This window comes from Acidithiobacillus caldus ATCC 51756 (genome assembly GCF_000175575.2).
Classification (GTDB): domain Bacteria; phylum Pseudomonadota; class Gammaproteobacteria; order Acidithiobacillales; family Acidithiobacillaceae; genus Acidithiobacillus_A; species Acidithiobacillus_A caldus.
On the sequence record NZ_CP005986.1, the window covers coordinates 2215333 to 2227817 of the forward strand.

A 12485-nucleotide genomic window follows, 5' to 3' on the forward strand; every position below is an offset into this window, starting at 1 on the left:
GCACTAGTGGAGAAAAAGGGTGAGCACGCCGGTATACCCGTAGATGCGATCCCGGGAGATTTCGCCGTTGGCAAAAAAACCCACCAGAGGCACCGGGCCGAGGCGTGCCGCGATCTGCCGCAACTCCGCCGAATCTGGCCCGAACAGGCTTTCGCCACGCCCCAGACAGGAGAAATACAGGGCGCCCCGGATCCTGCGACCGGCCCGCAGCGCATCGATGTCCGCCAGCATGCGCGCCAGATCGTTGCGCGCTGTCTCGGCGTCGCGTTTGCAAAACATCAGCTCCTGACCCGGTTCCACCAGCTCACCGATGGCGACGAGGCCATGTTCCTGGTCCACTCCCACGAGGTTACGCACCAGATAATCTCCGCGATCGTCACCGCTGACGGGCAAAGCCGCAAAGATGAACCCGGCGGCGCGGCGTATGTCGCGGGCGAGGATCTCACCCACCTCGGAGTAGAGCACCTCCAATGCAGGATGACGATCCAGGGTCACGATGATATTGCGCTGCGCCTCCTGTACCCGATGAACGGGGCCGATGGGGCTGCAACCCTGGGTCAGGCGCGTGACCACGGCGACCCGTTCCGAGAGCATCACTCCGCTCAGGCCGCCGTGCACGATCTCGCCGGCGATCTGCGCGCCATTGGCGCGGCTACTGCTGACGCCACCCACCAGAAAACCGCTGCTGGTGCGACTGGCCAGATCGGCAACCTGGGCCGTCAGATCGCTGCTGTGGGGATCCCCGTGCACCACGGCCAAAAAGGGCGCGCTGCCATCGGCCAGCTTCCAGCCGCCGGTGGCGTAGGGCGCCATTCCGTGGAACACCTGAAAATCCTCCGGCGCAAGGTCGGTGAGCATGAGGGCCAGGGCCTTCTGGTCCAGATATTCCACGCTGGTGGCGCAGATGCCGATGCCAACGCTGCCAACCCAGGTGACACCGGCAAAACGCTCCTTGAGTGCTGCCAGGATGGCTGGTAGGTCCTCCTCGAAGCCATCGGAGACATACAGAAAACCCAAAGTAGCGGGAAAGTCTTCCGGGATCGTTCTCAGAGCCGCCGCAAGTGCAGAGGACCAGTCGTCCATCGCCGCATGTCCATAGGGAAAGCTGTCGTACTTCATCGATTTCCTTACCCCTCCGGGCCTTTCCTGCGCCTGCCCATGCGGCAGTGGAGCTATGCTCGAATCTGGTGTACGGGAGGTCTACAACTAGCTTGAGGAGGGTGGCGCACTGTTGCTAGAAAAGGGTTTCTGGATCCGATTCGCAACGAATGAGGAGTGCGCCATGCAAGAGAGTACTGGTTTCGACGGAGGAATGGGAGAGTTGGGCCTGAACATCGAGGGCTTATTGCGGCGGTCCGCGCGCCAGCTGATCCAACAGGCCATCGAGGGCGAGGTGCAGGTGCTGCTGGAGGAGTATGCCGCGGTACGCATGGTCGATGGTCGCCGGGCCGTCGTGCGGAATGGATATCTGCCGGAGCGGGAGATCCTGACAGCGGTCGGCCCCGTGCCTGTACAGGTCCCCAAGGTGCGAGACCGCTCCGGTTCGGGCGTGGTCTTCCGTTCTTCCCTGGTACCGCCCTACGTGCGCAAGTCGCGGACCGTGGCCGCAGCGCTCCCCTGGTTGTACCTGCACGGGGTATCGTCGGGACGGATGCACGAGGCGCTGTCTGTTCTCCTGGGCGAGGAGGCCAAGGGGCTTTCTCCGGCCGTGCTGGGACGCTTGAAAGTCGAATGGGCGCAAGAGCATGCCCAATGGCAGCGCCGGTCTCTACAGGGAAAACGCTACGCCTATTGGTGGGCCGACGGGGTCTATACCCAGCTGCGGGCGGAGGACGATCCCCGGATGTGTCTCTTGGTCATTATTGGCGTGACGGCCGAGGGCAAGAAGGAGGTCGTGGCGGTCACCGACGGTTTACGGGAGTCCAAAGCCTCCTGGCTAGAGATCCTGCGGGACTTGCGCGACCGCGGGCTGCAGGAGGCGCCACTACTGGCCATAGGAGATGGGGCGATGGGTTTCTGGGCCGCCCTGGACGAGATTTACCCACAAACCCGTCATCAGCGCTGTTGGGTGCACAAGACGGCCAACATCCTCAACGAGCTACCGAAGCGCCTTCAGGGGAAAGCCAAGGCCGCCCTGCAGGCGATCTGGATGGCCGACACCCGTGAAGCTGCGGAGAAAGCCTGGCAAGCCTTCGTGCGGGACTACCAGGCCAAATATCCCAGAGCGGTCGCAAAGCTCGAGAAGGACCGGGACGTGCTGCTGACCTTCTTCGACTTCCCGGCAGAGCACTGGCGGCATATCCGCAGCAGCAACGCCATCGAATCGACCTTCGCCACCGTACGGCAACGCAGCAGCCGCACTAAAAACTGTGTCTCTCGAGCCACTTTCCTTGGCCTGAGCTACAAGCTCATCCAGCAGGCAGAGAGACACTGGCGCGGGATTCAGCATCCGGAAAGACTGCGCGAGCTCTTTGCCGGGGTGACATTTGTCGATGGGATGCCTGCCAACGAAACCCGGCTGGATCCTCAACAGGACGCCGCCTGAATCGTGTTAGCAAATGCTCATACACCAATCTTGACCATAGCTCGCGGCAGTGCAGGGCATGGTACAAAGTGCCGACCCGGCTGTCACCCCACCATCCATGCCCGCGCAAGGTCGACCCGGCGCCCCCGCCCGGAGCGCCAGCCCTCACGCAGCGTCCGCTGCCCCACATCCCCCCGTGCAGCCGGGACCAGAGCGCTGGCGTCCACCTTGGCAAGGCCCCTCGCAAAACCGATACTACGCGCGGAACCTGCGGACGGCGCAGGATGGGGGCTCAATACGACCATCTGCAGCCTGCCGCTCTGGGGCGGATAGCCGAAGCCGCTGTCGGTCGGCGGGCGCGAGTACGGTGATCACACCTGGGGGGTATCGCCCGTGCGTTTGGCAACGGAACATCCGCGCTGTGTACTACGCCCCTGGCAGGAGTCGGATCGGTATTCCCTCTGCGCCCAGGCCAACAATCCCAGAATCTGGCGGTGGCTCGCGGAAGGCTTCCCACGGCCCTACACCCTGGCCGATGCCGATGCCTGGATTGCCCACGCACAGGATTGCCAAAAGGATCTGACCCTGGCCATCGAGTTCTGCGGCGCCGCCGTCGGCAATATCGGCGTGCGCGCCACCGCCTCAGCCCGGCGCGGCCACATCGGTTACTGGATCGGCGAGGCGTTCTGGGGGCTCGGCCTTGCCACCGCCGCCGGCCGTGCCCTCATGAACCACCTGCGTGCCCAGGCGCACTTCGACTATCTGGAAACGCTGGTCTATGCCGGCAATGTCCCTTCCCAGCGGGTTCTGGAAAAACTCGGCTTCGTCGCCGACAACGCCCGCCCGCAAACGGTGTATAAGGACGGCGAGCGCCTGGAGGCCAGACGTTTTTTCTGCGCACTGCGCAACTGAATCTTCCACAGCCCGCTGGGAGATCCTAGGACTCCTGCGGTTGCGCGTGCTCCCGTGTGGCCATGAAGCGGATGCCGGGCCAGCGCTCCATGGTCAGTTCCAGATTGACCCGACTCGGAGCCAGAAAGGCGAGACGCTCTCCCGCATCCCAGGCCAGATGCGCCTCGAGCTTGGCTGTAAACTCTCCCAGGGTCTTGGGATCGGCGCTGTGGACCCAGCGCGCCGTGTGGATGGGGGCCGGCTCGAAGACCGCCTCGACCCCGTATTCCGTGCGCAGGCGCTCGGCCACCACATCGAACTGCAGGGTCCCCACCGCACCCAGCACCAGATCTCCACCGCTCAGGGGGCGAAAGACCTGCGTTGCACCCTCTTCCGCCAATTGTTGCAGGCCCTTCTGGAGTTGCTTCGCCCGCAAGGGATTGCGCAGCCGCACCCGACGGAAAAGCTCCGGGGCAAAATAGGGAATACCCGTGAACTGCAGATTTTCGCCCAGGGAAAAACTGTCGCCAATCTGGATACTCCCGTGATTGTGCAGGCCGATGATGTCGCCCGCATAGGCCTCCTCCACCACTTCCCGCTCCTGCGCCAGAAAAGTGATGGGGTTGTGCACCTGGATATCCCGCCCGAGGCGCAGGTGGCGGATGCGCATGCCGCGCTGGAAGCGGCCAGAGCAAATGCGCAGGAAGGCCACCCGGTCCCGGTGCTGCGGGTCCATATTGGCCTGGATCTTGAACACGAAGCCGGTGAAATGGGGCTCCGCGGCATCCACGACGCGCTCGTGGGCAGGCCGAGGGCGCGGACCGGGAGCCCAATGGATGAGGGCGGCGAGCAGTTCCTGCACACCAAAGTTGTTGATGGCCGAGCCAAAAAAGACCGGCGTCTGCTTGCCCGCCAGAAAGGCGTCCAGATCGAAGGGGTTGGCCGCTGCCCGAAGCAGTTCCACCTGCTCGCGCAATTCGGGCATCTCATCGGGAAACCGACGATCCAGCTCGGGATTGTCCAGACCCCGGATGCGCTCCAGGTCCTGCGTCCGCGTCTCCTCGCCGGCGGTAAAGACCAGAACCTCGTCCCGCAGCAGGTGGTAGACTCCGCGAAAACGCTTGCCCATGCCAATGGGCCAAGTCACGGGCGCGCAAGCGATCTGCAGGACCGACTCCACCTCGTCCATGAGCTCCGTGGGGTCTCGGCTCTCCCGGTCAAACTTGTTCATGAAGGTGATGATGGGTGTGTCGCGCAGGCGACAGACCTCCAGGAGCTTGATGGTCTGCGCCTCGACACCATTGCCGCCGTCGATGACCATGAGTGCCGAATCCACCGCCGTCAGGACGCGATAGGTATCCTCGGAAAAATCCTGGTGACCCGGCGTGTCCAGCAGGTTGATGACGTGCCCATCGTACTCGAACTGCATGACGGAGCTTGCGACGGAAATGCCCCTGCTCTTCTCGATGGCCATCCAGTCGCTGGTCGCGTGGCGACTGCTCTTGCGCGCCTTGACGGTCCCAGCGAGGCGAATGGCACCACCAAAGAGCAGCAGCTTTTCCGTCAGCGTGGTCTTGCCGGCGTCGGGGTGCGAAATGATGGCGAAGGTCCGACGGCGGCCAATCTCCGTCGCCAGATCCCCACTGGGAGACGCCAAGGTCTCCCGAACTTCCGGTTCCATGGGTGGATGTATTCCTGTGCTGCAGAGCCCCATTCGGATGGGGTGGACTCGGTGGGCAGATCCAAAGCTCAAAAGTAAAGGATACCGCAAAGACCGGCGATATTCACTGCGGTGCGGACCCAGGGTCCGATCTGCCGCCAAGGTCCGCCGCATACTCGCTATCGTCGCCCAAGGTGCCCATGGCGTCCAGGGACAAAGACAGCACCAGGGCATCCTCGCGCCCCTCGGGATTGCGGTAGTAGTTCAGCCGCACGCCAATCTCATGAAAGCCCAGGGAGCGGTAGAGATTCTGGGCGGCCAGATTGGATACCCGCACCTCCAGAAAGGCCCGCTCTGCCCCTACCCGACGGGCCCGACACAGGAGGTGACGCAACATCCGGCGACCATAGCCGCGCCGGCGCGAAGCGGGATCGACGCCGAGATTGAGGATGTGGGCCTCGGCGGCACCCGTGGACAATATCCCGAAGGCCAGCAGCCGATCCGCCGTATCCACCCCAACCCAGGCGTCGTAGCCGGCCATGAGGCAGTCGCGAAAGATACCGCGCGTCCACGGCCCCGGCGAAATGGCCGCCTCCAGAGCCGCAACGGCATCGAGATCCTCCGCCGCCATGGGCCGCAGGTGCATGGCTAGCGACCGCCCTGCTCGGCCTGGGAAGGGCGGATGTAATGCGGCTCCAGCTCCCAGGGGGCGAGACCGCCGTCCCCTTGCAAACGACGGCGGTGCGCAAGGCTCAGGACCTCCCGCGCCTGGGGAAAGCACTGCGCATCCACGCTGTGCAACCGCGCCCCTTGCCAGGATTGGGCATAAAGCTTCCAACCGCTGCCCATGCCACGCCAGGTAACGCCTTCGGGCAGTGCGGGCGGCCAGTGCAGATCCGCGGGCGGACAGACGCGCTCGACACCCTGCAGCGCGGGCCAGCCGCCATCGTCGCGCAGGTAGACGCCGGCGTAGACCTCGCCCTTACGGGCGTCGAAGGCCGCCAGCACCCCGGGCTCGGGAGAGGCTGCCGCCAGCGCCTGCAGGCTGGACACGGCATAGACCGGGACATCAAAAGCCTCGGCCAGCGCCTGAGCGGTACTGACGCCCATACGCACCGCCGTGAAACCACCGGGTCCCACGCCACAGGCGATGGCATCCAGCGCATCCGCCCGGATTCCCGCCTCCGCCAACACGGCGTCGACCATGGGCAAGAGCAGATCGCTGTGGCGGTGGTCGGCAAGGGCGCTCCGGGAAAACACGGCATCACCCACCGCCACGGCCACCGAGCAGCATTCCGTTGCCGTCTCCAGGGCCAGCCACTTCATGATCCGGCTCCGCCACGCCAGAACTCGCGTACGGCGGCGATGTCCTGCACTACGGGTATGGGCGGCAGGCTACGCAGGAATATCCGGCCATAGCCCTTGTTGAGCAGGCGTGGGTCACAGATGGTCAGAACACCTCGATCGCTCTCGGAACGAATGAGACGCCCCACACCCTGGCGCAGGGCGATGACAGCCTGCGGCAGTTGCAGGTCGCGAAAGGGGTCGCCGCCCATGGCTGCGCAGTGGCGATGGTGCGCCCGCAGGACTGGATCGCCGGGGTTCGCAAAGGGCAACTTGTCGATGATGACACAAGACAGCGTTTCACCCTGCACGTCCACCCCCTCCCAAAAACTGGCCGCCCCCAAAAGGACCGCGTTGCCCGCCCGTCGGAAGGCATCCAGAAGCCGGGCGCGCGGCATGCTCCCTTGTACCAGTATGGGAAAGTCCAGCCGCTGGGGCAATTCCACCGCCGCCTCACGCAGGGCGCGGTGGCTGGTAAAAAGAAAGAAACAGCGTCCGCCACTGGCCTCGATGACCGGAATGGCCGCCTCGATACAGGCCGCCGTAAATTGCGGACTGGCTGGTTCCGGCATCTGCGGTGGCAGATAGAGCAAGGCCTGGCACGTGTAATCGAAGGGCGAATCGGCCACGAAATGCTGCGGGCTGGGCTCTCCCTCCACCAGTCCCAGACGCGCCTCCAGAGCCCCAAAATCCCCGCCCACGCGCAGGGTGGCACTCACCAGGATGGTGGTGGCGTTGCGCGCGAAGAGTTCTCCGCGCAAAAGCGGGCCCAGATCGATGGGACTGGCATGCAGCAGAAGGCCGCGACCGCGACGTTCCAGCCAACGCACCGCCGACGGCTCCGACTCCGGTTTCAGAAAAAATTCCAGCAATCCGGTCAGCTGCTCACCGCGTCCGGCGCACTGCTCCAGCTCCTTACTGAATTCGCGCAAGGACTGCAGCGTGCTCTCGAGCTGCGCCGCCTCGGAGGCCACTTGCCGAAGGCTGGCCGTCAGGACCTGCACGGGGAAAGATGGCCACTCCCAGCGACTCTCACCGCCCGGCAGCTGCTGCCCCTGGGCCAACCAGTGCTCAATGTGTTGCTCCAGCCGCGCCGGCAGCCCGAGCTCGGCATCGTCCCGGGCTGCGGCGAGTAGCGCCTGGCGGCTGTCCCGAGCCCACTCCAGTAGCTGGTGGCTGCTCAGATGCTGGCCAAAGTACTGCCCCGCCAGATCGGCGAGCTGATGCGCCTCGTCGATGATGACCGCGTCGACGCGGGGCAGGAGGTCGCCGCGGGATTCCACGCGCAGGGCCAGGTCCGCCAACAACAGATGATGGTTGACCACCACCACATCGGCCTCCAGGGCACGCTTGCGCGCGGCGATCACTGGGCAGCGGGCGAATTCCGGACAGTCGCTGCCCAGGCAATTGTCGCGCGTGGAAGTCACCAGAGGCCAGACCGGGGAGGACTCCGGTAGAGCACTCAACTCGGCGATGTCGCCCTCACCCGTGCGCCCCGCCCAGTCGGCCACCACCAGGAGATCGCGGGCGAGGCGTGGCGCCACCCCCTCCGCCAGGGCGCGCTGCAGGCGGAAGGGGCAGAGATAGTTGCTGCGCCCCTTGAGGCGCACCACGCGGCGCGGGCTGGACCAGGCCTGCGCAAGCACCGGAATGTCCTTGTCCAGGATTTGATCCTGGAGGGCCCGACTGGCAGTGGAAATCAGCACCTTGCGTTCACACAGCAGGGCGGGGAGCAGGTAGGCGAAGCTTTTCCCAGTGCCGGTACCGGCCTCTACGAGCCCCACGCCGCCCTCGGCGAGCCAGCCAGCCACCTGTGCCGCCATTTCCTGCTGCTGCCGACGCACGTGAAAATGGGGCAAAATACGACGCAAAGGGCTATCCGCCCCAAGGGCGGCGTGCCACTCGCCATCCTGCCTCACCGCCTTTCCATCCCTTTCCCCCCTGCCTGGGCCCTGCTATTTTGTCACAAAATGGAGAAAAGACCGCCTCATGTACAAGCGCCCTGCCCATATACAATTCCTGAGCCCGCAGAACCCAGCGCGCTGTGCCGCGGCCCTGGAACTCTGCGCAGAGCGGGGCGCGGGCTGGGTCCTTGCAGCAGGTGCCGAGGCACCGCCGCAGTGGCCCGATCTCATCGTCTGGCTCGATACCCCACCACAAGGGGATAACGCCCCTGGCTCCCCCCAGGCTCTGCTGCGCCATTGGCCACTTGCCGAACCCTGGCCGGAAGATCTCGCCCGGCGCATCGATGGGCTTCTGGGCGGCCTGCGCCTTCTCGCGCGCATGGACGGCAGCGGCGCTCCGCGCCGCGCCGATCTTGGCGGAGTCGGTAAAAATGGGCCAGTCTTTCCGCCTGCAGTGCCCCATTCGGACCAGGACGGAAGACGGACCCGTCCAGGAAACGGTTCAGAGCGGCGGCGCAAAAATTGCTAAAGTCAGGTACGCACTTGAACATCGGTAGCGACAAAGCTTTTCCGCAAAACAAGGGGGACACTGCATGTCTGTGCAGACTCAGGAGCCGGCGCTTACGCCCACAGCTCCGCGACGCTTCCACTGGGGCTGGCCGGAACTCGGCTGGCTGACATTCCTCACCTTGGGTGCCCTGACTGTCTGGAGCATCTTTCGCGCACAGTTCTGGCTCTGGCAATACATCATTCTGGCCTTGTGGTACGTGGGGCTGCTGTGGTTTGGACTCAAGTGGCCGCATTTTCGCAGCCTCACCCTGAGCGTTCTTGCCATCGCCGGCATCGGCGTCGGACTCTACGGTGCAGGTCTGAACCCGCACAACAGTCTGATCCTGCGCTACGGCTTTCAGAGTAACGCCATGTTTGTCTGGATGAGTGTGGCCATTGCCCTGAGCGCCATGGGCTATTATGGCTATCTGTTCCGCGGTGCCCGGCTGGCCGGAATCTGGGGCCAGCGCTTCGCCTGGGTGGCATCGACACTGGGTTTCGCCGGTCTGGCCATTCGCTGGCGTGAAACCTATCTGGGCCACCCCAGTTGGGGTCACATTCCCGTCAGCAACATCTACGACGTCATGGTGCTTTTCTGTGCCATGACCATCCTCTTCTACCTCTACCACGAAGAGGACACGGACAGCCGCGGCCTTGGCGCCTTCGTCCTGCCGCTGGTACTGGTGGCCGATGTCTTTCTCCTTTGGGTCGGAGCGGCCTATCACCTCGATCGCATCCAGCCGCTCATCCCCGCCCTGCAGAGCTTCTGGATGAAAATCCATGTGCCCTCCATGTTCGTCGCCTATGCCAACTTCTACATTTCTGCCATGGCCGCCCTCGCCTGGTTACTCAAGGACCGCGGTGAAGCCAAGGGCAGCGTCCTGGCGCGGCGTCTGCCCAGCCGGGAACTGCTGGAGCGCACCTTTACGGGCACCATCAGCTTTGGCTTTCTGTTCTTCACGGTGGGGACGATTCTCGGAGCGGTGTGGGCAGCACGTGCCTGGGGTGGCTTCTGGTCCTGGGACCCCAAGGAAACCTGGGCCCTCATCGTCTGGCTCAATTACGCGGGCTTCCTGCACGCGCGCAGCCAGAAGAACTGGCACGGGCGCCCCATGGCCTGGTGGGCATTCACCAGCCTCATCGTCGTCACCTTCTGCTTCATCGGGGTGGACCTCTTCCTCGGCGGATTGCACTCCTACGGCAAGCTCTGACCCCCGGGAGAACCCCTGAAAGACTCGGACCGCGATGCCATGAGTGCGCATCGCGGTCCGGGTGCGGAAGGACGGAACCGGCTTTCGGCCGACATCACCTCAGCTGGGGTGGGCAGTTCCCGGTATCCGTCGGGCGCCATCGAAGCGCGCCGCCCAGTATGGATTGTCGAGACTGGCCACCTGTACTCCCGAGCTGGGAGTCTGCGCACTGACGAAACGCCCGTGGCCGATGTAGATACCGACGTGGGAATAGGCCCGATGCATGGTGTTGAAGAACACGAGATCACCGGGCTTGAGATCGCTGCGCGGGATACGCGGCAGGGCCGCAGCCTGGGCATAGGAGGTACGCGGTACCTCGATGTCGAATTTGGCCAGGACGAATTTGACGAAACCACTGCAATCGAAGCCCGACACCGGGCTCATGCCACCCCAGCGATAAGGCGCACCGATGAACTTCAGAGCCGAGCGCACCAAGGAACGTGGCGACAGCCAACTGCTGTCCCCACTGGTACCACCGGCATCCGCCGCCTCGGCAAGGTCGGCAGCGAGGTTGGCCACGCCCTGACGTCCAACGGCGGCATCGCCGCTGGCCTCCAGCGCCATCAAGGGATGCCGTGCCCAGTGATAGGCTTGGCTGGCCAGCATCTCCAGCGCCAGACCCAGCTGCGACGTCGGTGCCTCGGTACTTTGGGGTCGTTCTCCACTGGGGGCACCCTGGGCCACCGCCGGGATGGCTGCTGCGGATGCCGCCACCTCAGCCGAGGCCTCAGCCGTCGCAGGCATGGGTACGATGGGCGCTACTCCGGTCTTGACCAGAACCAGGGACTGGTCGATGAAGGACGGTGCCGTCACCGATGCCGCCCGGGTCGGCAGGGGAACGATCCGGTAGGGACGGAACTCCGGTTGCTGCGGCGCCGCCCCAACTCCGGCGAACTCCACCGGACTCATCCCCATCAGCTCCAGGGCTGTGGGCATGAGGCTATCGTAATTGGCCGGAGCCGGAGCGTTCTCCTCACTGCTCCGGTACTCCCCCGGCCGCACGGACGGCACGTGCGCTGCCACCTTCCGGTGCGTAGTCACGCGATGATGAGCGCCACGCACTGCGGACCGCTTGCGCAGGGCGGTGGCTCGGGACTCCTTCTTGGCTGCGACCTTGTGTGCGGCCACCTTGCCCGGGTGGTGCTGCGCGCTGGAATGCGTGCGTGGATGCGCGCCATGCGCTGCACTCGTGGTTGCTGCTTGGGCCAGCCCGCTGCCGCCCAAGAGCACGGCAGTGGCAAGCAGGATGTGCCAACGGCTTTTCTTCTGCATTCGACTCTCCCTACGGTCCTTGAGGAGTGCCGCTGGATAATCCGCCAATGGGGCCGATTATCTAGGGGCATCGCATTCTGTCAGTTTTCTACACCTGCAAACACCAAAAAAGCCGACGACACATCGGCTTTTCCACATCATCCATCAGAGCGTACTGCGTTGCCGCACCGACGGCCTCCCCGCCATCGGCCACACCCAGCGCTCTGCTCCCTCTCGGGATCGGCAGAACACCGGTATATTAGTCATAAGTGACATATATAGGCCATAACGCATGGTTGGGAATATAGAGGGCTTCGGCGGTCTTGGCAAGGGTCGAAAGGGGTCCGAAAAAGTCCCCTCCAACGCGTCCCAGATCTGGCGCAAAAATTGCTGGACCCTTACCAAGACAGCTATCCACGACCCTTGGAGAGTAAACATGTCCAGGCCCCACCCAGATCCTCTAGAACTCCCCGTTTCCCGCACCAGAGGCACCCCCGCATTGCGGCCTCGGGAACGGATCTGGCAGGCCTTGGCGGGTGGCCTGCTCCTGCTCGCCCTGGCTTTTTGGGGTATACGTCCGGCCCTGGCTGTGCCAGAAAGGACAGAAGCGCATCCAAAGCTCTGGGAGCAGCTGGGTCAGGCCCACTGGATCGGCCAAGGCCATGGACCGCACATCCTCTACATGATTTTCGACCCCAACTGTCCCTACTGCCATGTGCTCTACGACGAACTCGAGCCCATGGTCCAGTCTGCCCATCTCAATCTGCGCTTCATCGTCGTGGGTTTCCTTGCACCTTCCAGTACCGGCAAGGCTGCTGCCATACTCCAGGCCAAGGATCCGCGAGCCGCCATCCGCGAAAACGAAAAAGGCTTCAACATGGAACACTTCGGCGCCATCCGAGAGGTCATACCCACGCCCGAAACCGACAAGATCCTGGCGGACAACCTGAAACTGCTGGAGGAAAGTGGGCGGCGCATCGTCCCTACCCTGATCTACCGCGACCGCCAAGGCAAGATCCAGGTCATACACGGACTGCTGGACAAATCGGGCTTGCAGGCGACCCTGAAACAGATTCGCTAGCTCCAGCAGCTTGACTTGAAGGGGGTTGAGG

General features: G+C 64.0%; 12 protein-coding genes. 5 read left to right on the plus strand and 7 right to left on the minus strand.

Annotated features, from left to right (window positions below; translation table 11 throughout):
• Nucleotides 1–3: 3 nt before the first annotated feature.
• A complete protein-coding gene (locus ACAty_RS10770) occupies nt 4–1119 on the minus strand; it encodes an FIST signal transduction protein (protein WP_004868467.1) in 1116 nt (371 codons plus the stop codon).
• Nucleotides 1120–1282: 163 nt separating this feature from the next.
• On the opposite strand from ACAty_RS10770, the gene ACAty_RS10775 reads away from it, so the two are divergent.
• Nucleotides 1283–2545 carry an IS256 family transposase gene (locus ACAty_RS10775; RefSeq protein WP_004868469.1) on the plus strand — a complete coding sequence of 421 codons (1263 nt, stop codon included), beginning with the start codon at nt 1283–1285 and terminating at the stop codon, nt 2543–2545.
• An 83-nt stretch (nt 2546–2628) separates the two neighbouring features.
• Here ACAty_RS10775 and ACAty_RS15955 read toward each other — a convergent pair whose 3' ends face one another.
• Nucleotides 2629–2829, minus strand: a complete 201-nt coding sequence (locus tag ACAty_RS15955; protein WP_014003371.1) for a hypothetical protein — start codon at nt 2827–2829, stop codon at nt 2629–2631.
• An 88-nt stretch (nt 2830–2917) separates the two neighbouring features.
• Between ACAty_RS15955 and ACAty_RS10780 the strand changes: the two genes are divergently transcribed.
• Nucleotides 2918–3436 carry a GNAT family N-acetyltransferase gene (locus ACAty_RS10780; RefSeq protein ID WP_004868473.1) on the plus strand — a complete coding sequence of 173 codons (519 nt, stop codon included), beginning with the start codon at nt 2918–2920 and terminating at the stop codon, nt 3434–3436.
• Between the two features lie 25 nt (nt 3437–3461).
• Here the strand turns inward: ACAty_RS10780 and ACAty_RS10785 are convergent, their stop codons facing one another.
• The 4 genes from ACAty_RS10785 to ACAty_RS10800 form a co-directional block, all read right to left on the minus strand.
• Nucleotides 3462–5096, minus strand: a complete 1635-nt coding sequence (locus ACAty_RS10785; protein WP_004868475.1) for a peptide chain release factor 3 — start codon at nt 5094–5096, stop codon at nt 3462–3464.
• A 103-nt stretch (nt 5097–5199) separates the two neighbouring features.
• Nucleotides 5200–5721, minus strand: a complete 522-nt coding sequence (rimI, locus tag ACAty_RS10790; RefSeq protein WP_004868476.1) for a ribosomal protein S18-alanine N-acetyltransferase — start codon at nt 5719–5721, stop codon at nt 5200–5202.
• Nucleotides 5722–5723: 2 nt separating this feature from the next.
• Nucleotides 5724–6401, minus strand: a complete 678-nt coding sequence (tsaB, locus tag ACAty_RS10795; RefSeq protein WP_004868478.1) for a tRNA (adenosine(37)-N6)-threonylcarbamoyltransferase complex dimerization subunit type 1 TsaB — start codon at nt 6399–6401, stop codon at nt 5724–5726.
• On the minus strand, nt 6398–8338 hold the full coding sequence (locus ACAty_RS10800; protein ID WP_004868480.1) for an ATP-dependent DNA helicase: 1941 nt from the start codon (nt 8336–8338) through the stop codon (nt 6398–6400). The genes tsaB and ACAty_RS10800 overlap by 4 nt, the downstream gene beginning before the upstream one ends.
• A gap of 70 nt (nt 8339–8408) precedes the next feature.
• Between ACAty_RS10800 and ACAty_RS10805 the strand changes: the two genes are divergently transcribed.
• Both ACAty_RS10805 and ccsB read left to right on the plus strand, forming a co-directional pair.
• Nucleotides 8409–8852 (plus strand): hypothetical protein, encoded by a 444-nt coding sequence (locus tag ACAty_RS10805; RefSeq protein WP_004868481.1) that lies wholly within the window; start codon nt 8409–8411, stop codon nt 8850–8852.
• 64 nt (nt 8853–8916) lie between these two features.
• Nucleotides 8917–10083: a c-type cytochrome biogenesis protein CcsB gene (ccsB, locus tag ACAty_RS10810; protein ID WP_038472236.1), complete on the plus strand. Its 1167-nt coding sequence runs from the start codon at nt 8917–8919 to the stop codon at nt 10081–10083.
• A 99-nt stretch (nt 10084–10182) separates the two neighbouring features.
• Here ccsB and ACAty_RS10815 read toward each other — a convergent pair whose 3' ends face one another.
• On the minus strand, nt 10183–11394 hold the full coding sequence (locus ACAty_RS10815; RefSeq protein ID WP_038472238.1) for a C40 family peptidase: 1212 nt from the start codon (nt 11392–11394) through the stop codon (nt 10183–10185).
• Between the two features lie 415 nt (nt 11395–11809).
• Here ACAty_RS10815 and dsbG point away from each other — a divergent pair, with 415 nt between their 5' ends.
• Nucleotides 11810–12454 (plus strand): thiol:disulfide interchange protein DsbG, encoded by a 645-nt coding sequence (gene dsbG, locus ACAty_RS10820; RefSeq protein ID WP_226047731.1) that lies wholly within the window; start codon nt 11810–11812, stop codon nt 12452–12454.
• The last annotated feature ends 31 nt before the right edge of the window (nt 12455–12485 follow it).

Coding starts and splice junctions, on each gene's coding strand:
- ACAty_RS10770 (WP_004868467.1), bottom strand. CDS start 1,119: ATGAAGTACGACAGCTTTCCCTATGGACATGCGGCGATGGACGACTGG.
- ACAty_RS10815 (WP_038472238.1), bottom strand. CDS start 11,394: ATGCAGAAGAAAAGCCGTTGGCACATCCTGCTTGCCACTGCCGTGCTC.
- ACAty_RS15955 (WP_014003371.1), bottom strand. CDS start 2,829: ATGGTCGTATTGAGCCCCCATCCTGCGCCGTCCGCAGGTTCCGCGCGT.
- ccsB (WP_038472236.1), top strand. CDS start 8,917: ATGTCTGTGCAGACTCAGGAGCCGGCGCTTACGCCCACAGCTCCGCGA.
- ACAty_RS10775 (WP_004868469.1), top strand. CDS start 1,283: ATGCAAGAGAGTACTGGTTTCGACGGAGGAATGGGAGAGTTGGGCCTG.
- ACAty_RS10785 (WP_004868475.1), bottom strand. CDS start 5,096: ATGGAACCGGAAGTTCGGGAGACCTTGGCGTCTCCCAGTGGGGATCTG.
- ACAty_RS10805 (WP_004868481.1), top strand. CDS start 8,409: ATGTACAAGCGCCCTGCCCATATACAATTCCTGAGCCCGCAGAACCCA.
- tsaB (WP_004868478.1), bottom strand. CDS start 6,401: ATGAAGTGGCTGGCCCTGGAGACGGCAACGGAATGCTGCTCGGTGGCC.
- rimI (WP_004868476.1), bottom strand. CDS start 5,721: ATGCACCTGCGGCCCATGGCGGCGGAGGATCTCGATGCCGTTGCGGCT.
- dsbG (WP_226047731.1), top strand. CDS start 11,810: ATGTCCAGGCCCCACCCAGATCCTCTAGAACTCCCCGTTTCCCGCACC.